At 41.9% G+C, this 23,803-nt stretch carries 16 protein-coding genes; 4 read left to right on the top strand and 12 right to left on the bottom strand.

From position 1 onward, the window contains the following. Nucleotides 1-556: 556 nt before the first annotated feature. The 8 genes from pqiC to pepN all read right to left on the bottom strand — a co-directional run bounded on the left by pqiC (nucleotide 557) and on the right by pepN (nucleotide 13,053). Nucleotides 557-1,105, bottom strand: coding sequence for a membrane integrity-associated transporter subunit PqiC (pqiC, locus tag AACS92_RS07300; RefSeq protein ID WP_369800396.1), 549 nt, complete (start codon nucleotides 1,103-1,105; stop codon nucleotides 557-559). 53 nt (nucleotides 1,106-1,158) lie between these two features. Beyond that, on the bottom strand, nucleotides 1,159-2,808 hold the full coding sequence (gene pqiB / locus AACS92_RS07295; RefSeq protein WP_099110724.1) for an intermembrane transport protein PqiB: 1,650 nt from the start codon (nucleotides 2,806-2,808) through the stop codon (nucleotides 1,159-1,161). A 1-nt stretch (nucleotide 2,809) separates the two neighbouring features. Then, nucleotides 2,810-4,078, bottom strand: coding sequence for a membrane integrity-associated transporter subunit PqiA (pqiA, locus tag AACS92_RS07290; RefSeq protein ID WP_099110723.1), 1,269 nt, complete (start codon nucleotides 4,076-4,078; stop codon nucleotides 2,810-2,812). 106 nt (nucleotides 4,079-4,184) lie between these two features. Beyond that, a complete protein-coding gene (locus tag AACS92_RS07285) occupies nucleotides 4,185-6,095 on the bottom strand; it encodes an ABC transporter ATP-binding protein (protein WP_099110722.1) in 1,911 nt (636 codons plus the stop codon). A gap of 4 nt (nucleotides 6,096-6,099) precedes the next feature. Beyond that, nucleotides 6,100-8,253, bottom strand: a complete 2,154-nt coding sequence (gene rlmKL / locus AACS92_RS07280) for a bifunctional 23S rRNA (guanine(2069)-N(7))-methyltransferase RlmK/23S rRNA (guanine(2445)-N(2))-methyltransferase RlmL (RefSeq protein WP_099110721.1) — start codon at nucleotides 8,251-8,253, stop codon at nucleotides 6,100-6,102. Nucleotides 8,254-8,543: 290 nt separating this feature from the next. Next, on the bottom strand, nucleotides 8,544-9,095 hold the full coding sequence (locus tag AACS92_RS07275) for a cell division protein ZapC (RefSeq protein ID WP_099110720.1): 552 nt from the start codon (nucleotides 9,093-9,095) through the stop codon (nucleotides 8,544-8,546). A 179-nt stretch (nucleotides 9,096-9,274) separates the two neighbouring features. Then, entirely contained in the window at nucleotides 9,275-10,285 is a 1,011-nt protein-coding gene (gene pyrD / locus AACS92_RS07270) for a quinone-dependent dihydroorotate dehydrogenase (RefSeq protein WP_099110719.1), read from the bottom strand. Between the two features lie 149 nt (nucleotides 10,286-10,434). Then, a complete protein-coding gene (gene pepN / locus AACS92_RS07265; RefSeq protein WP_099110718.1) occupies nucleotides 10,435-13,053 on the bottom strand; it encodes an aminopeptidase N in 2,619 nt (872 codons plus the stop codon). Between the two features lie 328 nt (nucleotides 13,054-13,381). Here pepN and pncB point away from each other — a divergent pair, with 328 nt between their 5' ends. The 4 genes from pncB (at nucleotide 13,382) to AACS92_RS07245 (ending at nucleotide 19,188) form a co-directional block, all read left to right on the top strand. Next, nucleotides 13,382-14,596 (top strand): nicotinate phosphoribosyltransferase, encoded by a 1,215-nt coding sequence (gene pncB / locus AACS92_RS07260; protein WP_099110717.1) that lies wholly within the window; start codon nucleotides 13,382-13,384, stop codon nucleotides 14,594-14,596. Nucleotides 14,597-14,945: 349 nt separating this feature from the next. Then, nucleotides 14,946-16,346, top strand: a complete 1,401-nt coding sequence (gene asnS, locus AACS92_RS07255; RefSeq protein ID WP_099110716.1) for an asparagine--tRNA ligase — start codon at nucleotides 14,946-14,948, stop codon at nucleotides 16,344-16,346. A 307-nt stretch (nucleotides 16,347-16,653) separates the two neighbouring features. Continuing rightward, on the top strand, nucleotides 16,654-17,757 hold the full coding sequence (locus AACS92_RS07250; RefSeq protein WP_099110715.1) for a porin: 1,104 nt from the start codon (nucleotides 16,654-16,656) through the stop codon (nucleotides 17,755-17,757). A gap of 240 nt (nucleotides 17,758-17,997) precedes the next feature. Then, on the top strand, nucleotides 17,998-19,188 hold the full coding sequence (locus AACS92_RS07245; protein WP_099110714.1) for an amino acid aminotransferase: 1,191 nt from the start codon (nucleotides 17,998-18,000) through the stop codon (nucleotides 19,186-19,188). Nucleotides 19,189-19,295: 107 nt separating this feature from the next. Here AACS92_RS07245 and AACS92_RS07240 read toward each other — a convergent pair whose 3' ends face one another. The 4 genes from AACS92_RS07240 to aphA form a co-directional block, all read right to left on the bottom strand. After that, nucleotides 19,296-19,928: an MBL fold metallo-hydrolase gene (locus AACS92_RS07240; protein ID WP_099110713.1), complete on the bottom strand. Its 633-nt coding sequence runs from the start codon at nucleotides 19,926-19,928 to the stop codon at nucleotides 19,296-19,298. A 99-nt stretch (nucleotides 19,929-20,027) separates the two neighbouring features. Continuing rightward, on the bottom strand, nucleotides 20,028-20,576 hold the full coding sequence (locus AACS92_RS07235; RefSeq protein WP_099110712.1) for a YcbK family protein: 549 nt from the start codon (nucleotides 20,574-20,576) through the stop codon (nucleotides 20,028-20,030). A 465-nt stretch (nucleotides 20,577-21,041) separates the two neighbouring features. After that, entirely contained in the window at nucleotides 21,042-22,751 is a 1,710-nt protein-coding gene (gene ldtD, locus AACS92_RS07230; protein ID WP_099110711.1) for a L,D-transpeptidase, read from the bottom strand. A gap of 330 nt (nucleotides 22,752-23,081) precedes the next feature. Beyond that, nucleotides 23,082-23,795 (bottom strand): acid phosphatase AphA, encoded by a 714-nt coding sequence (gene aphA, locus AACS92_RS07225; RefSeq protein WP_099110710.1) that lies wholly within the window; start codon nucleotides 23,793-23,795, stop codon nucleotides 23,082-23,084. Nucleotides 23,796-23,803: the final 8 nt, after the last annotated feature.

The raw sequence follows: 23,803 nt of genomic DNA, 5'->3' as shown, positions 1-23,803 counted from the left end.
GGCGTCTTGCGATGAGTCGTTTTATGATTGAATTTGGTGACCGTTTAGACGGTCACGTTTAATTGGAAATGGCGATTACACAAAATCTTAAACAAGGTCTGACATCGCAGAAAATTTCAACTAACTTGTCCATGGTCCGTTCCTCCCCGGAGTCGTTTTAGGCTTTCACCAAAACTTTGCTCCTGGAACAGGCCTCTCGTCAATTTCTTATCCAGAATTCAGGTTATTTTAATCAAATAGTTATTTTCATTACTCATGCCGTGGTGCGACAGATTAAAAAATGCGCTCACAACTACACCACATATTCAGCAAAGGCAATCATGCTACTGGAAGGTAATCAGTATTTTTACAGACCATTAAGTTTAGCGGGGAGGTATGCCACGTTAATCAATCAATTCCGTGACATATACAGTGCCGACATCGGGTATCAACTTTTATTCGAGCTAATGCCTGACCTGAGGAATATAAAATTTATTCCTCTTTTATTTAAAAAAACGGATCGCCATATTTATTACAATAGTTGTAATAACCAACCATGAATAGCTTTTTTCATACATTATCCTTTTGTATAAGATATCTGGCTGGCAATAGACTGAATTAACTGGTTATAACCCATGGATAAAGTACGTACTAATTGCGCATAGCCATTTTCTGTCTGTTTCAACTCTAAGTTAAATGTCCACTTAATCGTCTCTTTTTGATTAGATAAAACCCAGTATCCCTGAATGACAACCCGACCATCATAGCGCCCATGAAAAGCTGTGATTGTGATATTCAATATGTCAGCATTTTTTTCCAGAAGCTGGTCAGAAACCAGCCTTTGCGGAAAGACCGCGCTCAACTGAGTAGTCAGAATTTGTTGTAACTGCTGTTCCAGCGGGCTAGCCCATAAATGATTCGAAGCATTGACGTAACTAACATCCCCTGTTTGATAAACAATACCCGGTGATGCGAGGTAATCGGCAAGACTGACTTTTTTTATCCATAGTTGAGGTTCATGTTCGATATTTACCCGTTTTACCTCTGAGGATTTTGTGACAATAGGTAGTTGATAATAAGTTTTCTGCGGTTGGCTGCTACATCCTGAAAGTAACATTCCCCCCATCAGTAAGAAACCCGCAGGTATAAAAAATGCCAATCTTAACATCAGTTTTTTCATTAATTACGCGCCTTTTTCGGTTCAGGATCTTGTGTGGCTTCTGCTTCAAATACCAGTGCATTGCTCTTATTGTTCAGGGTCTTCAATATCGGCTGCAATTCACGCAAGACCTGATCCAACCGTTGCATATTATCAACCAGTTTATTGTAAGCCTGTGAACCCGGCTGAATCCCCTGCATACTACGGTTTAATTCATTCAAGGTATTATGCAGATCTTTAGGCAGCCCCTGCGCTTCTTTGCTCGCAAGGATTCGATTTAACTCATCCATAGTCTTCCGCGCAGCCTTAACGGTTTTCTGACTTTCTTCTAATGTTTGTGTTGCCTGAATAAAGAGAGGTTCAATCGGCATTTGATTAATTTTATCTAGAGCCATGGTGACTTTTTGCTGGATCTGAGCCAATCCGCTACTTGTAGTAGGTAAAATCTCATAACCCGCTATTTCTCTCGGGCCTTTCCATGTCTTTTCATCAGAGTAAAAGTCCAGATCGATGAACAGTGCTCCTGTCAGTAAATTGCCGGATTTCAGAGAAGCTCTTAAGCCCCGGGAAATAATTTTTTCCAATTCTTTATCTGTGTAAAAGCCATCACCAATTTCTCTCTCAAACCGTTCAGGCTCCATATGAATTAAGACAGGAATGCGGAAATCATTATCAAGACGTTGCTTGATCCCGTCAGCGTAAAAAGGAACTTTGGCAACTGTACCCACCCGTATACCACGAAACTCGACAGGCGCTCCCGGCTGTAGGCCTCTGATTGAATCAGAGAAGAACAGCAAAAAATCCCTGTGTTCGGTATAAAGTGAGTTCTCTATATTTCTTTCGTTATCGTAAAGCCTAAATATTTCTTTTTCTTGTACCGGTTTGCCTAAATCCCAGCCTTTGGGCACATCAAAACTGACTCCTCCGGCAAATAAAGTGGATAATGCCGCAACTTCAACCCTGACTCCCTGTGATGACACATCAAAAGCCACACCACTGTCTTTCCAGAATCGAATATTGGTTGTTAATAATCCGTCATAAGGGGAATTAATGAAAATCTGATATCTGGCGAGACGGGATTTAGGATCAAAAGTACTTGTTTCTACTGAACCAACACGATAACCCCGAAACAAGACAGGATCACCCGCGGATAATCGCCCTGCTTTTTCACTGGTTAAAATGAGCCGCATACCTTTTGCATCAGGTGAGGCCAATGGTGGTGAATCCAATAATGAAAATTTTCTTTCTTCACTACCTTCGCTACCGGGCTGTAATTCAATAAATACACCCGATAACAATGTACTCAGGCCAGAAACCCCTTCACGACCAATTTGAGGCTTAACGACCCAAAATGCGGTATCTTTATGTAACAGCCTCTCCATCCCATCATTCAGACGAGCTTTGATGATCACTTCACCTAGGCTATCGCTTAATGACACTCTTTCAACCACACCTACATTAACACTGCGACTCTTTATTTTCGTTTTCCCGGCTTCAATACCTTCAGCATTAGAGGTTATCAGTATTACTTCAGGCCCCTGATGGCTAAAGTGATAAAATAGTATCCAGGCACCGATGAGCACAGTAATAATTGGTACGATCCATATAGGTGACCAACTCTTAAGTTTGCTGATCTTGGCTTGAGCCAAAGTTTCTTCTTTATCCGTCACCTTATGATTCCCCACTATTCCGTAACTCAAATTTTTTATTTGCTTTGTCCCATGTCAGGCGCGGATCAAAGGTCATTGATGCAAACATTGTTAAAATCACCACTGAAGCAAACAGTATTGCTCCCGTTGCGGGATAAATACTCATAAACTGCCCCATGCGTACTAATGCCGATAATACTGCGATAACAAAAACATCAATCATTGACCAGCGGCCAACAAATTCCACTATTTCATAAATAAAATGCATAGTTTCAGAGTTGTATCTGCCATGCCTTTTTGCATCCCAGCATAACCAGCAAATAGCGAGCATTTTTAGTAAAGGCACCATAATACTGGCGATAAAAATAACCAGTGCAACAGGATAAGACCCCGTGCTCCAAAGCAAAATAATACCTTCCAGAATGGTTGAATTAATGTCACTTCCTAATGATTGTGTCACCATAATCGGCAACATATTTGCTGGAACATAAAGTATGGCTGATGTAATCAATAGTGCCATTGTCCACTGAAGACTGTAATGACGACGGGCATGGCCCTTTGAGTGGCAACGGGGGCATTGATATTTCTGCGCTGGTAGAATAGCCGTACAGCACTGGCATAGCCTGATCCCCTGAATTAAGCCGGGTTTACCCGTTTGTAGAGGAACACGTATTTTTGGTGCAGATTCTATATCATTCCAGATCCAATACCGATCCAGACATTGAAAGGCTCTGATCTGAAACAGACAAAAAAGACAGTAAGGCAAAAAACTGAGGCCAACCGCAATATCGCCATAAGCCATGAGCTTAACAAAGCTGACTAACACGCCAGCTAAAAATATTTCGGCCATGCACCAGGTTTTCATCTGAAATAAAATGCGCGCCAACTCAATTTTCAGCCGACGTGCCATTTTAATGTTCTGGCATAAAAGGATGATAGAAAGCATGCAGAATGCAGGTACAAGCTGCACAAAGATCAGGAAGAATACCGCTATACTCGAATAATCTTCACTGAACATGGTCTTGGGGATTTCTGTCAGTGTAATTTCACTGACAATCCCCGCAACACTCATACTGACAAAAGGGAACAAGCAGGCGAGGAACAACATAAATAATGCACTGACTGCATAACCTGTCGGTTGATTACGTGGTTCTTTCCACTTTGCAGTCAGCAAAGTATCACATCGTGGACAAACAGCCTTTTTCCCTTCCTCCAAATCAGGCAATGCCACCAGCATATCGCATTGGTGGCATAGAACCAGCCTGTCATTCTGATGATTGTCAGAACACAAAGTGCCTCTCCCATAAACAAAATCAATGCAGCCCTTTATATCATCAGTTTGTCAGATTACCGCAGGTAGCGGTAATCTGTATACTGTCGGATATCACCGGCAAACATTATCCATTTTTCATCATTTCCAGTTCCTGCCAGCGATCAAAAGCTTTCTCTAACGACTGCTCTTTATTTGCCAGATCCTGTAGAACATTTTGTGTGACTTCGTGTGACTGATTGAAAAAATCAGGATCACTGACCTTAGCTTGTAACTGTTCTATTTCCTGCTCTAACGTTTCCAATAATGATGGTAGTTGTTCTAACTCTCTGAGTAAATGGTAACTTATCTTATTATTTGAACGTTTTATGGTTTCTTTAGCTTTAGCCGGTTTATTCTCTGGCTTCTCTTTTTTTGCATAGGATTGACGTAAAGAAACAGTTTGTTCCCTCTGTTGCTGAGCATCGAAATACCCACCAACATAGTTGTTGATTTCACCGTTGCCTTCAAAAATCCAGCATTCCGCCACTGAGTTATCAACAAACTGACGGTCATGGCTTACCAGAATAACAGTACCCGTGTAGCCATCCACTAATTCTTCCAGTAACTCCAGCGTTTCAACGTCAAGGTCATTCGTCGGTTCATCAAGAATAAGCAGGTTGCTGGGCTTCAGGAATAAGCGTGCTAACAACAAACGGTTACGTTCTCCGCCTGAAAGAGCCCGTACAGGTGTCATTGCGCGCGTAGGGTGGAAAAGGAAGTCTTGCAGATAGCCTAAAACATGGCGCGGGCGACCGTTCACCATGACTTCCTGTTTGCCTTCAGCAAGGTTATCCATCACTGTTTTGTCTGGATCAAGCGCAGCACGGTGCTGATCAAAGTAAGCAACCTCCAGTTTTGTACCACAATGAAGCCGCCCACTATCTGCCTTCAAATCCCCCAGCATCAGTTTCAGTAATGTTGTTTTACCGCAACCATTCGGCCCCACTAAGGCAATTTTGTCACCACGCTGAATCTGAGCCGAAAAGTTTTTAACTAACGTTTTGTCACCAATCTGGTAATTAACGTTTTCCAGTTCAAATACAATCTTGCCGGAACGAGTTGCTTCTTCAACCTGCATTCTGGCGCTACCCATAACGTTACGGCGTTCTGAGCGTTCCACTCGTAATGCTTTTAGCGCTCTCACACGGCCTTCATTACGGGTACGACGAGCTTTAATCCCCTGCCTGATCCAGACCTCTTCCTGAGCCAGTTTTTTATCAAATTCCGCATTCTGTAGATCTTCAACCCGTAATGCTTCTTCTTTGCCTTCAAGGTATTTATCATAATTTCCCGGCCAAGACGTCAGTTTTCCGCGATCCAAATCAATAATACGGGTCGCCATACTGCGAATGAATGAACGGTCATGGGAAATAAAAACCAGACTGCCATTAAAGTCTTTCAGGAAATTTTCCAACCACTCAATCGTCTCAATATCCAGATGGTTTGTTGGCTCATCAAGGAAAAGAACTTTGGGGGAACTGACTAAAGCTCTCCCCAAAGCCGCTTTGCGTAACCAGCCTCCGGATAAAGAAGATAATTTCGCCTCCGCAGGTAAAGCCAGCTGCTTTAATACATCACTAATGCGGCTGTCCAGTAACCAGAGGTTACGGGTATCTAACACTTCCTGTAACTCTGCCAGTCGGTTGAGATTTTTCTCACTAGGATCTGTTTCCACCAGTCGTGAAGTATGATGGAATGCCTTAATATACTCCGCCTGCTCTTTGACACCTTCCGCTACAAAATCAAAAACCGTACCTTCTATATCACGAGGCGGATCCTGTTGTAACCGGGCAACAATCAAATCCTGTTCATAAATAACCTGTCCGTCGTCCAGTGGCTGCTCTTTCGCCAACACACGCAGCAGGGTGGATTTTCCTGCACCATTGCGGCCAACCAGACATACTCTTTCATTTTCTTCAATATGTAGCTCAGTATCATCCAATAATGGCGAATCACCGAATGACAGCCAAGCACCAGATAGACTAATCAATGACATAATATTATTTTCCCTCGCCAACGTGACGCAGTAGCCAGCAGTTGTGGATCTGGCGGTTACGGGCAAAATCCTGAGACAGAGTTTTTTCTGTGATATCTTCTGCTACCAGACCTAATTTCTCCAGTTCAGCAAAATCCATTTTAAAACCACGTTTATTATTGGAGAACATTAATGTTCCTCCGCGACGGAGTAAGCGCTTTAATTGCTTCATTAAATCGATATGATCGCGCTGAACATCAAATGTATCTTCCATACGTTTAGAGTTAGAGAATGTTGGAGGATCAATAAAAATCAGATCGAACTGTTCGCGTGTTTGGGCCAGCCAACCCAGACAATCTGCCTGAATCAGACGATGCTGACGACCAGCCAGTCCATTTACCTGTAGGTTTTTCTCCGCCCACTCAAGGTAAGTTCGGGACATATCCACTGTGGTCGTTGAACGTGCTCCCCCCAGTCCGGCATGAACTGTTGCTGATCCGGTATAAGAAAATAGATTGAGGAAATCTTTACCCTGACTCATTTCCCCGAGTTTTTTGCGGGCAATTCGGTGATCAAGGAATAACCCTGTATCCAGATAATCAGTCAGGTTAACCCAGAATTTCGCGCCATATTCATTCACCAAAAAGAATTCTTTCTTTTCGGCAAGTTTTTCATATTGATTTTTGCCTTTCTGGCGCTGGCGGGTTTTCAGAATCAACTGATTGGATTGCAATCCGAGTACATTCATAGTTGCGCTGATGACGTCAAACAAGCGTTGGCGGGCTTTATTGGCATCTACCGATTTAGGCGGAGCATATTCTTGTACGATAACTTTGTCGGCATAACGATCAACGGCGACGTTATATTCCGGCAAATCTGCATCATATAAACGATAGCAATCAATCCCCTGCTGTTTCGCCCATTTACTGAGTTTCTTTTCATTTTTACGCAGACGATTAGCGTAATCCTCAGCAATACCGCCATCCAGTGGCTGAGGTTTGCCTGATGCTTGTTCATTTTGCTGAATCGCATCATTTTTTTGAATAGAATAATTTTTCTGAACACAATCTAAAGGGCCGTTTTTCGCTTTAAACTCGCGCTCAGCACGCAATTGCAGGCAGCTTAACAACTCTGGTGAAGCGCTGAACAGGGATAAGCGCCAACCCGGAAAACGGTTTTTTATGATCCGACCGAATACATTGTGCAAAGCAATCAATGCCGGTTCACTTTCGAGACGCTCTCCATATGGCGGGTTACTTAATACCGTACCTGTTACCCCTTCCTGCAACGGGTTTTCCAGCTTACTCGCATCGCCTTGCTGAAATTCAATCAGCTGCGAAACGCCGGCTCTGCGTGCATTTGAACGCGCCATATCCATAACACGACGATCAATATCCAGCCCCCAAAAACGTGATGAAGTTTCCTGTAACCCTCTACGGAAACGCACCTGTGCCTCAGTGGTGACTTCACGCCAGATAGTTTCATCGAATTTCAGCCACGATGTGAAACCCCAACGCTGGCGGTTTAAACCCGGCGCACAATCGGCAGCCATCATCGCCGCTTCGATCAATAGGGTTCCTGAACCGCACATTGGGTCAACCATCGGTGTTCCCATACTCCAGCCGGAACGCATCACAACTGCGGCAGCCAGATTTTCTTTCAGTGGAGCCTGCCCGGCTAAATCACGATAACCACGAATATGTAGCCCTTCTCCACTCAGATCGAGTGATACGCTTGCTTTTTCTTTATTAAGAAAAACATTAATACGCACATCCGGCTGTTGTTTAGCAACATCAGGGCGCTGCTTTGTTTTCCGCATAAAACAGTCAACAATTGCATCTTTGACTTTCAGTGCACCATATTGTGTATTTCTAATTTCTTCATTTGTCCCACTGAAATGGACTGCGAATGTGCTATCTACTGAAAAAATTTCAGTCCAGTCAATAGACTGGACACCAAGATACAGATCAAGATCGCTATAAACCTTAAATTCATTAAGCGGTAGCAGGATACGGGATGCTAATCTGCTCCAGAGCAGACTTTTATACATCACCCGTTCGTCGCCTTTAAAATGAACCCCACCCTGAGCAATCTTACAAGATTGTGCCCCCAGCGTTTCCAGTTCGTTCTTTAACAGTTCTTCCAGTCCACGTGCCGTGCTGGCAAAGAGAGAGTTCATGTATTATTCACCAAGACTATTATTTACTAAAAAATGTACCACCAAAAAATTGCTGCCATTATAGCTAATACCAGCAACATGTCATAAGATTGCTCGCTTCAGGTAAAAATAAAGGTGAAAAATAGCCTGTGGCGCAGTGTTGAGACACTTATGTACGAAAACTACCGGCAGTTTTCGATGATCAGGAGTGAGTTAAGATTTGATTAAGATTGAAAAAACTGTCAGCCTTTAGCTGATTTTTGGATCTGTGTATTGGGATCAATCATAAAGCCAGATGAATAAATAATCCTTTAAATCGCCTTATCATATATAGGTGCCTGAGTTGGTTCAGTATAAGGCATTAAACGGTCATTCATTATTTTTATCGGATCACAGAAATTCATTACACGATCTCCGAGATCTAATTTTTGCTCTACTAATAAACAAACACTGGCATTTTCACCTGCTTCAGCAACCATAAATAACGCTTCTGTGCCATCTTCCTGTAAACGAACCTGAATCATTTCACCTTGTTCAGGTTTGCTTATCAAAGAACAGATAGAAAAATACCAACTTTTAGGCATCTGTGGTTTCATAAAACGAAAAGCAACCAATCCATTTAAAGCTAATTCAGCCCTGAGTTCTGGTGCAATATTAATACGGCGGGAATATTCTTCGAAAGTATAATAAAGCGCTGCATCATCGACAGAAAAATTAATTTCTTTCATTGTGGTGACATAGGAAGTCAACATTCTGGCAGGAAAACGAGAACGAAAAACCATACCATTAGCAAGATCGAGCATGACACGGTTATGCTCAGTATCAAAATACCAGCGCCATTGATCATCAGGTCTAATTTTCATTGGTTACCCTTTTCTGCTCAAAATAGTTTATTTGTTTAAAAATAAGCACCACCCTAATGGGAATTTTAAAAAGTTGATAAACTTTTAATCTGTCAAACAAAATATAGACGAGTTGAGGGCAGAAATAAACCCCCAACGCCTTTAATACTAATCCTTAAACACTAAATGACAGAAAATATTCAGATATGATTAACAATATCTTTGATTAATTTCGGTCCTTTATAGATAAAACCGGAGAATATCTGAATCAATGAAGCACCTGCTTCCATTTTCTCTCTGGCTGAAACTAATGAATCAATTCCACCGACGCCAATAATGGGGATTTCACCTTTTAATTCCTGAGAAAGACGCCGAATAATTTCTGTACTGCGTAGCTGTACCGGGCGACCGCTTAAACCACCAGCCTGCTGGCAGTGATTTAATCCTTCAATAATCTTTCTATCCAAAGTGGTATTCGTTGCAATGACTCCATCAATTTGATGGCGCATTAAACTATCTGCGATTTCTACTAATTCAGATTCAGTAAGGTCTGGCGAAATTTTTACGGCAACAGGAACATACTTTTGATATTTTTTTTGTAGTTCACTTTGTTTATTTTTAATAGCAGACAGAAGATCATCCAGTGCTTCGCCATACTGTAATGTTCTCAGGCCCGGTGTATTAGGTGAGGAGATATTAATCGTAATATAACCAGCATGGGGATACACTTTATCCATGCAAATTAAATAATCATCTTTACCATTCTCTACCGGAGTATCTTTATTTTTACCAATATTAATTCCGATAATTCCGTCGTATTTTGCTTTCTTAACATTCTCAACCAAATTATCAACGCCGAGATTATTAAAACCCATCCGATTAATAATGCCTTCTGCTTCAACAACACGGAATAATCTCGGTTTATCATTCCCTGCCTGCGGACGTGGAGTTACTGTACCAATTTCAACAAAACCAAAGCCCATTGCACCAAAGGCATCAATGCAATCACCATTTTTATCAAGACCGGCGGCTAAGCCAAGAGGATTCTTAAATGACAACCCCATACAGGTAACAGGTTTAGTAGCAACTGATTGGCGGATGAGGAATTCGAAAGGAGTACCGGTAACAAGTTTGAGCTGGCGAAAAGTAAGCTCATGGGCCTGTTCCGGATCAAGCTGGAACAATGCCTTCTTTAGAAGCGGATAATACATGCAATCTCCTGCGCTGCGAGCATAATGACAGGTTGTGGTGACTGTGAAATAAGCGCGGAGCATCTTAAAGAGATATTGTCAAAATGTAAATGTAACGCAGAAGATATTTATTAATTTCCTCCGGCTTCAGCCGGAGGAAATGTCATTACTCAGTTTTCCAGTGCCTTAGTGATTTTCTCAAATAAATCACCCGACAAGTTTTCCAGTGTTTTCAGTTCTTCTAGCGTTGTACGCATCAGCGCCTGACGTTTTTCATCATAGCGTTTCAGGCGGATTAATGGCTCAATTAGACGTGAAGCCACTTGCGGGTTACGCGTGTTCAGATCAGTCAGAACTTCTTTCAGGAACTGATAACCACGGCCGTCCTCAGCATGGAATGCTACTACGTTATTGGCAAAGAAGGTTCTCAGCAGTGAATAAGTGCGGTTTGGGTTACTCAGGCTGAAAGAGCGATGGTTCATCAAACTACGTACTTTATCAAGTACATCAAATGCCGGGCTGGTTGCCTGAAGCATAAACCATTTATCCATGACCAACCCATCCTGATGCCAGCGTTGATCAAACTCATCCATTAATTGATAACTGCAAGGCAATTCTGCCGCCATTGCCGCAGATAATGCTGCAACAGTATCGGTCATATTATCTGCATGATAATACTGAGTGGCGACTAATTTATCAGCCAGCGCTTGGTCTTCAATAAAGGCTAAATAATGCAGGCAAATATTACGCAATGACCGTTTAGCAATATCCTTATGTTCCACACGATAGGCCCCTGTGTGAATACTATGGTACACAGCCGCAAATTCATCTGCCATTTCGTTTGCCAGACTACGTGTGATGACATCAAGCACTTCATGAATGGCCTGTGGATCAATCACTGTAAACAACTCTGCCACTTCATTTTCAGACGGCAGTGTCAGGATCAGGGCCGTCAGTGCTGGGTCAATATCTTTATCCAGCAATACAGCACGGAATGCATCAATAACATGCATTGGCAATTCTATCGGCTGGGATTGCTGATAACGGGTAACATTCAGTTTTATATAATTAGCTAACAGTGCCTGTGCCGCATCCCAACGAGAAAATTCATTGCGGGCATATTTCATCAGGAAGGTTAGTTGGCTATCACTATATAAATAATCCAGTTTCACTGGTGCAGAGAATTCACGTAATAAAGAAGGCACCGGCTGTGATGGCACATCATCAAATACAAATGTCTGTTCTGCACTGATGACATTCAGAACATGATGCACAGGCTGACCATCCCGGCGCAACGGAATAACACGACCATGTTCATCATATAGTTCAATATCCAGCGGAATGTGCAGAGGCAATTTCTCTTTCTGATCTGCAGTTGGTGGTGTCATCTGACTGACATGCAACAGATACTGCTGTTTTTCCGCATTATATTCATCACGTACTGTCAGTACCGGCGTACCCGATTGACTGTACCAGCGGCGGAATAGTGTCAAATCAACGTTTGAAGCATCCTCCATTGCCTGTACAAAATCATCACAGGTTGCTGCGCTGCCATCATGACGGTGTACATAAAGCTGGATACCAGCCTGAAATTGCTCTTCACCCAGTAAAGTGTGGATCATTCGAATGACTTCTGAGCCTTTTTCATAAACAGTCAGCGTATAGAAGTTATTCATTTCCATCACCTGCTCAGGGCGGATAGGATGCGCCATCGGGCTGGCATCTTCAGCAAACTGAGCTGCACGCATAATACGCACATTGTTAATACGATTCACCGAGCGTGAACCCAAATCAGAACTGAATTCCTGATCACGGAATACGGTCAGCCCCTCTTTCAGGCTTAACTGGAACCAGTCACGGCAGGTGATCCTGTTGCCTGTCCAGTTATGGAAATATTCATGCCCAATTACAGCTTCAATACCAAGATAATCTTTGTCTGTTGCTGTTTCCGTTTTCGCTAAGACATATTTGGAGTTAAAGACATTCAGCCCTTTATTCTCCATTGCCCCCATATTGAAGAAATCAACGGCAACAATCATGTAAATATCAAGATCATATTCCAGACCGAAACGGCTTTCATCCCACTTCATGGAGTTTTTCAGCGACGTCATGGCCCAGCCAGCACGATCCAGATTACCCCGGTCAACAAACAATTCCAGCGCAACTTTACGGCCACTACGGGTAATAAAAGTATCATGCAGGACATCAAAATCCCCTGCGACTAACGCAAACAGATAAGATGGTTTCGGGAATGGATCCTGCCATTTAACCCAATGACGGCCATCACTCAGCTCACCCTGTTCAATACGGTTACCATTGGACAATAAATACGGATAATTGGATTTATCCGCAGTGAGACGAGTGGTAAAACGGGCCAACACATCCGGCCTGTCCAGATAATAAGTGATATTGCGGAAACCTTCAGCTTCACACTGGGTGCACAAAGCATCACCTGATACATACAGCCCTTCAAGTGCACTGTTAGCCGCAGGATTATTTTCATTCACTATCTTCAGGGTAAACTGAGCAGGCAGTTGTTCAATGATTAATTTGCCATCCTGCTCCTGATAATGCTCCCATGCCTTATCATTAATATGGATACTCTTTAATGTCAGGTTTTCTCCATCTAAAATGAGTGGAGTGATATCATTAATCAGACGTTTTACTTGACTGGTTGCTGTTACAGTTGTTTTATCTGCATCCAGTTCAAAATCGAGATCAATATCTGTAATAGTATAGTCTGGCGCTTTATAATCCAGACGATGCTTAATAAGCCGCTGTTGTGTCATAAGAAACCTTTTTTCATTACTTAATGTGAGAAGCTAACGCTGCCACAGAGACTCTATCCTTTCAATCCGGAAATCTCTTTTTTCAGATGTTAATCATTTATTAAATAAAGGTATAAAACCTGTTTTGAGAATATTAGTACTTTTGTGCTACTTGCCATCTCATATTGTATTTAACATGATATCATCTATAAATTGATCAACCTTAATCTGTATTGTCCGAAAAAATATATGCGATTATGTAGCTTTAATAACAGAATAATCACGGTATACTCTTCGGACTTTATCGATTTAGCAGACACAAATGCTCCGCGAGGATGCCTGACGCGCCATGACTTTAGACGCTACCCCGATTATCAAATCACTGCTTGATACTGATGCTTATAAATTTCATATGCAGCAAGCAGTGTACCACCATTACAACGATATTCATGTTGTTGCAGAGTTCCGCTGCCGTGGTGATGAACTACTCGGTAAATACGCCGGGGCATTACGCCAGCAGATTAACATGATGGCTGATCTGACTCTGACAGAACAAGAAGCTGAATATCTGTCTGGTTTACCATTTTTTAAACAAGATTATCTGGATTGGTTCAAAACCTTCCGTTTTAACCCTGAACAAGTAGAAGTTTCTGTTACTGATAAAGGACAGCTTGCTATCAGAATTTCAGGTTTATGGCGTGAAGTGATCTTGTGGGAAGTACCATTGCTTGCCCTGATTAGTGAACTGGTACACCGCGATCGCTCGCCTGAGATTAAGCCTGAAGCGGCAGTCAGCCAGCTTAGAAAATTAATTGAGCTGTTCTATCAGGATGCTGCAGCAGAACATATCGATTTATCGGGTTTCAAACTGATGGATTTCGGCACCCGCCGCCGTTTTTCACACGAAGTGCAATATGCCATTGTTAAGGAACTGAAAGAGAGTTTTCCTTATCTGATTGGAACCAGTAACTACCAGCTGGCACAACAACTTGATCTGGCACCGCTCGGTACGCAGGCTCACGAATGGTTTCAGGCCCATCAGCAAATCAGCCCCGAACTTGCTAACAGCCAGCGTGCTGCATTGCAGACTTGGCTGAATGAGTATCCGAACCAGTTAGGGATTGCCCTGACAGATTGTATCACTATGGATGCTTTTTTACGGGATTTCGATAAACCTTTTGCTGTTGCCTATAACGGACTGCGCCATGATTCCGGTGATCCCGTTGACTGGGGCGAAAAAGCGATTGCTCATTATCTGTCACTGGGTATCGACCCACTGACTAAAACACTGGTATTTTCGGATAGTCTGGACCTGCAAAAATCACTGGCTCTTTATCGTCATTTCCACCAACGAATCAATGTAATGTTCGGCATTGGTACACGTCTGACCTGCAATATTCCAGGGATAAAACCGCTGAATATTGTGATCAAATTGGTTGAATGTAACGGTAAGCCTGTAGCCAAACTGTCTGACAGTCCGGGAAAAACAATCTGTGAAGATGTCGAATTTGTCAACAGATTACGCAGAGCATTTGATATCCCGGAAATGAAAAAAGCCGTGTAATTTTCAGGATAGTTTGTATACACAATGGATTTCAAGATGCATCGCGGCGGCAAGGGAGTAAATCCCCGGGAGCATAGATAACTATGTGACTGCGGTGAACGAACGTAGCCAACAAAGAGGCAACTTGAAAGACGAAGTGTATAGCGATACTTTATCGGCGTAATCACTCTCTTTCTGGTTACGCCGATAAAAAACAACTTTTCCCTTTATTTCCTCCTTAACCCCCTTAATTTCTACTTGTTTCCTGTGAAAGGACAAGTAAGATAAGGAGTCATCGTGCCGTTTGGCACGACTTACAGTAAGTCTAGTTATCTATATTAATTACCTATTATAAAGAAGAGAGAAATTTATGAGCGTAGCGCCTGTAGTCGATGTACTGCAAGGCCGTGTTCCGGTTGGCAGCGAAGTCACCGTCCGCGGCTGGGTACGTACAAGGAGAGATTCTAAAGCTGGTATCTCGTTCCTCGCCGTTTATGACGGTTCCTGCTTTAATCCCTTACAGGCCGTCGTTAATAATAATTTGCCTAATTATCAGGATGAAGTTCTGAACCTCACAACCGGCTGCTCTGTAGAAGTAACCGGTACTGTTGTGGAATCACAGGGTAAAGGCCAGAGTTTCGAATTACAGGCAACCAACATTGTGGTCGTTGGTATGGTGGAAGAGCCTGATACTTATCCGATGGCAGCAAAACGCCACAGTATCGAATATCTGCGTGAAGTCGCTCACCTTCGCCCACGTACTAACCTGATTGGTGCCGTTGCACGTGTTCGTCACACACTGGCGCAAGCACTGCATCGTTTTTACCACGAAAAAGGTTTCTTCTGGGTATCTTCACCTCTGATCACAGCCTCAGATACAGAAGGTGCAGGTGAAATGTTCCGCGTTTCCACTCTGGACATGCAAAACCTGCCATTGACTGATAAAGGTGAAGTTGATTTCAGCAAAGACTTCTTCGGTCGTGAAGCCTTTCTGACTGTATCCGGTCAGTTAAACGGTGAAGCTTATGCCTGTGCATTAAGTAAAGTTTACACCTTCGGACCGACTTTCCGTGCTGAAAATTCCAATACCAGCCGCCATCTGGCCGAATTCTGGATGCTTGAACCAGAAGTTGCTTTCGCTGATCTGAATGATATCGCTAAGCTCGCTGAAGATATGCTGAAATATGTCTTTAAAGTGGCTTTGGAAGAGCGTGCTGATGATCTGGCATTCTTTGCAGAGCGAGTTGACAGTGAAGTTATTACCCGACTGGAAAAATTTGTCGATTCTGACTTTGTCCAGCTGGATTACACAGATGCTATTGAAATTCTGGAAAACTGCGGTCATAAATTCGAAAATCCGGTTTACTGGGGTGTTGATTTGTCATCTGAGCATGAGCGTTATCTGGCAGAGAAGCACTTTGGTGCGCCAGTCATCATGAAGAACTATCCAAAAGACATCAAAGCGTTCTACATGCGTATGAATGAAGATGGTAAAACTGTCGCGGCAATGGATGTTCTGGCACCGGGCATTGGTGAAATCATTGGTGGTTCTCAGCGTGAAGAGCGTCTGGATGTGCTGGATGCGCGTCTGGAAGAGATGGGACTGAATAAAGAAGATTACTGGTGGTATCGTGATCTGCGCCGTTACGGCACAGTACCTCACTCTGGTTTTGGTCTGGGCTTTGAACGTCTGGTGGCTTATGTCACGGGTGTCTCAAACGTACGCGACGTTATCCCATTCCCAAGAACGCCAAGAAACGCAAGTTTCTAATGAATCCGTCCGAAAAATAACCAAAAATCAATCCTGAGAAAAGCCAGCGAAAGTTGGCTTTTTTCATTTTATCGCCAAAATAGTGCAAAAAAAGTTCCTTGACATTTACATTTTGTAATATATTTTTTCAGTTTGTTACTAATTTTGTACTTTTGTAGCATTTTGAGGGTGGATAAAAGCCATAACCAATGGAACACTGAGCGCAGATTAATAAGACACCTGATACCCACAAATAGTTCCAAAAATTTTAGTGTTCTGTTTTCAATGTGTGCCAGATGTCTAAATAACACCAATGAGGGTAATAATAATGAAGCGCAATATTCTTGCAGTGGTAATTCCAACTTTGCTGGTTGCTGGTACAGCAAACGCAGCTGAAATCTTTAACAAAGACGGCAACAAATTGGATCTGTACGGTAAAGTAGACGTTCGTCATCTGTTCGCAGATGAAAGAAGCAATCATAATGATGGCGATAATTCTTACGCTCGTATCGGTATCAAAGGCGAAACTCAGATCTCTGACCAACTGACTGGTTTCGGTCGTTGGGAATACAACATGAAAGCCAATGGTACAGAAAAAGATGGCGGTAACACTGCTACTCGTCTGGCTTTCGCTGGTTTGAAATTCGCTAACTACGGCTCACTGGATTACGGCCGTAACTACGGCGTAAACTACGACGTTAACGCATGGACTGACGTACTGCCAATCTTCGGTGGTGACTCTATGTCCGATTCTGATAGATATATGACTGGCCGTGCAACTGGCCTGTTAACTTACCGTAACACTGACTTCTTTGGTCTAGTTGATGGCCTGAACGTCGCTCTGCAATATCAGGGCCAAAATAGCGGACGCACTAAAAACGAGCGTAAAGACGAAACTAAAGCCAATGGTGACGGCTACGGTATGTCTGCTACTTATGACGTAGGTTACGGCGTTAATGTTGGTGCTTCTTACGCTAACTCTACTCGTGCAAGCGACTGGAATGGCGGTTCAGCTAATGGCCATCGTGCAGAAGCGTGGAACATCGGTGCTAAATACGATGCTAATAACGTATATGTAGCAGCAATGTACGGTGAAACTCGTAATATGGATATGCCTACTTCAGTAAAACATGTAGGTGAAAAGTTTGCTAATAAAACTCAGAACTTCGAGTTTGTTGCACAATATCTGTTCAGCGATTTGGGTCTGAAACCATCTCTGGCTTACGTTCAGTCTAAAGGTAAAGAATTAGGCGAACCACAAAGCAAAGTTAGTGCTGATCTGGTTAAATATGTTTCTGTAGGTTCTTACTACTACTTTAACAAAAACCTGTCTACTTACGTTGATTACAAAATCAACCTGCTGGACAAAAACGAAGGTGGCGATGCAAACGGCCGCAACGTATTCGGTGTTGGTCTGACTTATCAGTTCTAATCACCGCTGATAAACAGTTTAGCGAAAAGCTAAACCATTTATCTCAGAAAAGCAGCGCTCCGGCGCTGCTTTTTGCATTTCATCTCTCTGTTTTTTCAGACTCTTTTCTCCACTCCGTAAACTACTTCACAAGATTTTATTCTTTTTGCTACAAGTGGTTGGCAAATCGATTTCTTAGGGTTACCCTGAGCAGCGTATAATTTATTTCGGGCTTAACTCTCCAAATTTTGGAATAAAAAAATGTTTGAAAAAATCACAGCAGCGCCTGCCGACCCTATTCTTGGTTTAGCTGATAGCTTTAAAGCTGATCCCCGCGAAAATAAAATCAATCTGGGTATCGGTGTCTATAAAGATGAAACCGGTAAAACTCCTGTCCTGACCACCGTTAAAAAAGCAGAAAAATTCCTGCTGGAAAACGAAACCACTAAAAATTATCTGGCAATCAGCGGATTACCAGAGTTTGGTCGTGTGACTCAGGAACTGCTCTTTGGCAACACCAGTGCCATCATTACTGAAAAACGTGCCCGTACCGTACAAAGCCCAGGCGGAACAGGCGCACTGCGTACTGCCGCTGATTTTATTGCCAAGCAAACTAATGCCAAACGTGTTTGGATCAGCAACCCAACCTGGCCAAACCATAAAGGTGTTTTCTCCAGCGCAGGTTTAGAGATCCGCGAATATAACTATTACGACGCAGAAAAACACGCTCTGAATTTCGAAGGCATGCTGGCAAGTCTGTCTGAAGCACAAGCTGGTGATGTTGTTCTATTGCACGGCTGCTGCCACAACCCGACTGGTATCGACCCTACTCCTGAGCAGTGGCAGAAACTGGCAGATTTATCTGCGGCAAATGGCTGGCTGCCTGTATTCGATTTCGCTTATCAGGGTTTTGCTAAAGGTCTGGATGAAGATGCAGAAGGTCTGCGCATTTTTGCCAAAAATCATAATGAATTGATCGTTGCCAGCTCTTACTCCAAAAACTTTGGCCTGTACAATGAGCGTGTTGGTGCCTGTACTATCGTTGCAGCAGATAGCGATACCGCAGAGAAAGCATTCAGCCAGGCTAAATTTATTGTACGTACCAACTATTCTAACCCACCGGCTCATGGTGCTTCTGTTGTTACGACAATTCTGTCCAACGAAGAACTGAAAGCAGAGTGGATTCAGGAACTAGCAACAATGCGTGAGCGCATTCAGCGTATGCGTCAGTTGTTCGTCAACACCTTACAAGAAAAAGGTGCAAAACAAGATTTCAGCTTCATCTGTGCGCAAAATGGTATGTTCTCATTCAGCGGTCTGACTAAAGAACAAGTTGAACGCCTGCGTGAAGAATATGCTGTTTATGCAGTCAGCTCCGGCCGTATTAACGTAGCTGGTTTAACACTGGAGAACATGGTTCCCCTGTGTGAAGCAATTGTTGCTGTACTGTAAGTTGCATTAGTACACACAATCCTATATTGATATTAAAGCCGCTGAAAAGCGGCTTTTTCTTTCCAATTATCTGTAATACTCAGAAATTCTGAGTAAAAAATTATTGGTCAGTTTTGTAAGAATGGATTCGTTTTCCGTTCATGCCCCAACGTTGACATTGGGCCATGACCCGGAATAAATTGATAATCATCCCCCAAAGCCAGAACTTTCTCTTTGATGGATTGGATCAATTCATCATGATTCCCACCCGGAAAATCTGTTCGGCCAATACTGCCTTTGAACAGCACATCTCCCATCGAGATTAATTTATCAGCATGATTGGCAAAAATAATATGCCCCGGAGTATGCCCCGGGCAATGTAAAACAGAAAGCTGAATATTACCAACTTTTACAGTATCCCCATCATCCAGCCAACGTTCAGGGGTAAAAGATGGGCATTCTTCAACGCCAAACATCTGGCATTGAACCTCTAACGCCTCTATCCAGAAAGCGTCACCTTTATGCGGCCCATGCACCGGTACATTAAAATGTTTAGCGATATCAACGGTTGCACCAACATGATCAAAATGACCATGTGTCAGCAAAACTTGGGTTAACTTTACTCCCCGCCTCTCAATCTCAGCGATCAGTTTTTCAGCCTCACCTCCCGGATCAACAATTGCAGCTTCCAGCGTTTCATCGCACCAGATCAACGTACAATTCTGCATCGCAACGGTGACAGGCATTATGTGGTATTTCATTGTATTGTTTACACTCCACAATCAGGACAAATTCTTAATATATTCGTCATCTTTCAAGCCCTTTTACGGTCCACTTGAAATATGAAAGATATAATAAGATTACCACGTCCTGACCGGGCCTGTATCAATATGAATAAAATTACTTTTTGGGTAAAATCCTACTCCACCAGCTTTCATTTTCAATGCGGCTTTACGGATGTGTGATAACTCCATGCCATCAATATGGAAATCCATTGCCTGACCGCGGGTATGGTAACTGTGTTTTGCCACACCTGAACTTGCATGACGCAACATATTATTCGTCTTTAATGAACGATATCCTGAAACTAACTGAACTGGTTTATTTATTCCCATCATCATTTGTAACAGGTAAATTTGATCAAATAATTTTGGATCAATTTTCTTTGTTTCATTTTGGCGATAATCACGGAATAAATAATTCAGTCTAATAAGTTCAGATTTATTATAATGACGCCCGTCAAAAAACTCGGCTTTAATTGTTTCTCCGGTATGGAGATTATCTACCCGTAGGATCCTGGGGCGTGGTGTTGTCAGTGTGGCTAGTGCATGTTGGGGCAATAAACCTAACCCTAATGCAACCATACTTACGCCGAGCCACTTACGGCGGTTATGATCAATATTATTCATATATTGTGCTCTACTGCTTTCTCTGATTCTTAGATAGTTTCAAAAATATATTAACATTTAACACCAATCAATTAACAAAACCGCAACGAACAAAAAAGTAGCTTTTACTATTTTTGTACATTAATGTAAATTTTTTAGTTGATGTTTTTATTCTGACTTACAGAATAGAGTTTTTATACCTATTCAACTTCAAGATGCGTGTTATATCTCCCCACGCTGCGGGGAGATATAAGGACTCACTTCATATTACCCGTTGTAACTTGAAGTTTATCGAGTATATTAAACTGAATTAAAATATTTATATTTAGTTAATGCAAGCTATTAATTTAGTAAATGTGCAATAACTAAAAGAAAAAATCAAAGTGTGGGAGAGATGACAGGTAAAAAAATAGCAGTGAGAATATTCCTCACTGCCAAAATATATTATTAACTTTTTCCATTTATAATTTAACAAAAATAAGAGTATTATTTGGCTACCAAAACCTGAGATATCAGTTCAGATTTTTGTCTGGCATGGCTATCATATTCATAAATATCAGCACGATATTGTGGTTTTCCTTTTTCATCAACCCAGGCTGTCTGGTAATAAAGGAATACCGGGATTCTTTTCGGTATATTCACATATTTTGTTGCCCACGTTTTCAAAGAATTATTGACTTTTCCTTTATTCCAGCCAGCATCACCTAATAACATATTAGCTAATTCAGGTGCTTTATTAACACGGACACAACCTGAACTGACCGCTCTCATTTCACGCTTAAATGAAGCCTGATTTGGTGTATCATGCAAATATATTGCTTCCGAATTTGGCATATTAAACTTGAACCTGCCTAATGAGTTTGTTGGGCCAGGTGCCTGCCGTATCCGGTAAGGGAAATTACCGGGAGTTATGACTCCCCAGTTAATTGAAGAAGGATCGACAACGGCTGCATCACTGCTCCAACTGGAAAATACTGTATAACCACGGCTGCGAAAATAACTGGGGTCACGCATGGCTCTCGGTGCTATATCTTTGCGGGTCATGCTGACAGGAACCGTCCAGGGAGGATTAATCACTACATTATTCAGTTCACTACTCATAATTGGTGTTTTTCGGCTTGGACGCCCAACAACGACTTTAGAACTTAATACCTCTTCGCCATTCAAATAATAAAATAATGAATAATCAGGTATATTCACTAAAATTGCGGTAGGAAGGTTATCAGGAATGATGCGCAACCGTTGCATATTCAATGCCATGATCCTTGCGCGGGTTTTCGGGGTGGTATTTAACCATATTCTTGTCGATTGCCCGATGACTCCATCAGCAGCTAAGCCGTGTAAAGACTGAAAACGCTTTACTGCTGCAACTAACTCTTTGTTATAAAATTTATTCTCAGGGCTAACTATTGAAGATTCTAAAGTACCTGAACGGACCAATATATTTCTCAGCGCAATAACACTCTGGCTACTTTGCCCCGGCCTTAATGTTTCTTTCATTGAAAATTCAGACCACGGCTGTTTGTCCTTCAATTGTTTTAGCATCTCATTACGCATCTGTTCGTACATAGAATGGTTAGGTGATAATGACGAAATGTAATTGCTGAGATTATTATTCTTAACGTGCTGTTGCCACTTTTCAATTAAACTATTCGGGGGTAAATCGATTTTATATGGAGTTTTACCATATAACCATGAATCCCCTTTATTATGAATGTTATTAATATAGTGAAGATAACCTAACATAGCATCAGATAGAATAATATCCCGTCCCATTTCACTTAACTCGGGTGAATTAAGTTGTATCATCCATTTACCAAATTGAGGCTGAAACCCGGCTAACGACAAATCAAACAATTGATCTTTAAAATTTTGTATGGCTGTTTCATCCCGCCATAACGGTTTCATATTATTTACTGAATATAATCGTGATAATTGTTGATAATATATCGGTTTTACTTGTTTAGGTAATAATTCTAGTAACTGAACTTTATTTTCTTCCGGAGAACTTGATAAAGACACAGGAGCCATTTGAGTAGAAGTGACATCAGTATCTACTTTTTTTTGCCCCCATGATAATGGCTGGGCATCATTTGCTATCAATACGTTTTGTTGACTTGCAAAGGCTCCCTCTGATACTACTAAAATACTACAGATAAAAGAAACTTTTAGTAACCTTACCGTATTCTTTGCCATAAGAGTTCACCTCGCTTTTATGTATACCCCTTTTTCGTAGTGACGAGTTTACCGACTGTATTTATCAGCCATGAAACCACACATGAAATTTACTGGGTATATTTGGCTATCCAATGACTTATTCTAATTATCGGCAGACCAATGTTATCAGAAGAGAATAGTAGTAATTATATACATAATTACTTATTAAGACAGAAAGCCCCCAAATTATATCCAATTACATGAACTAAAAGAAAATTATTGTTATAATAAATTAACTTATATTAGTTATAAAAAAGAAAAGGCACTCAAAGTGCCTTTAATAATAAATAAACATGATAAATGTTTCAATTAATATTCTGAGTTAATAACGACTTCTTCTCCAAATTTTCCTGCTTTAGGTAAAGGCTGATAGGAGGAATTTGATGCTCTCAAGATACGAATACCACGAATATTTAATTCACGAGCTGCGGCAATATCAGCATCAGCATCGCCATAATAGATTTTCAGGTTATGATCTCTCATCCAACTGATTTTATTATTTTTGCCGGGATCATCTCCTGCAAAGATAACAGCATTCATTTTATCGGCTGGGATATGAAGGTCTTCTTGTAAATATTTAGTGACTGTTTCTGTTTTAGTTCTGGTACGGCCAGTAATGAAATAAATGTCATCACCGCGTTTCAGGTGCATCTGAACCAAATCGATGCCAACCTGTTTCGGCATACTGAATTTATCCCATTCGTTGTTCATTTTCTCCCAAAATTCCGGGTTTTTCAGGTAGCTATTATCATTCGGCGAATATTCCAGTTGACCTCGATAAAATCCTGGACTGGAAAACAGTACTGTATCATCTATATCGAATCCCACAGACATGGGGGGTTTACTTTGCAAACTTTTTTCAATCTGCTCCACTGAAACCCAGTGTACCGCCTGACGTTGGGAAAGCTCTACTGTAGTGACCCCTGAGCTGACTTGTTCCGGTACTTGTACTTTTGCCTGAGCAGTACTACTTAAACCAACAGCAAGGGCAATTGCACTAAATGCTAACACTACTTTACGCATTGTTTTTC

The organism is Xenorhabdus sp. KJ12.1 (assembly GCF_963876495.1).
GTDB classification, from domain to species: Bacteria; Pseudomonadota; Gammaproteobacteria; order Enterobacterales; family Enterobacteriaceae; genus Xenorhabdus; species Xenorhabdus stockiae.
This window is presented reverse-complemented; position numbering and strand designations above follow the sequence as displayed.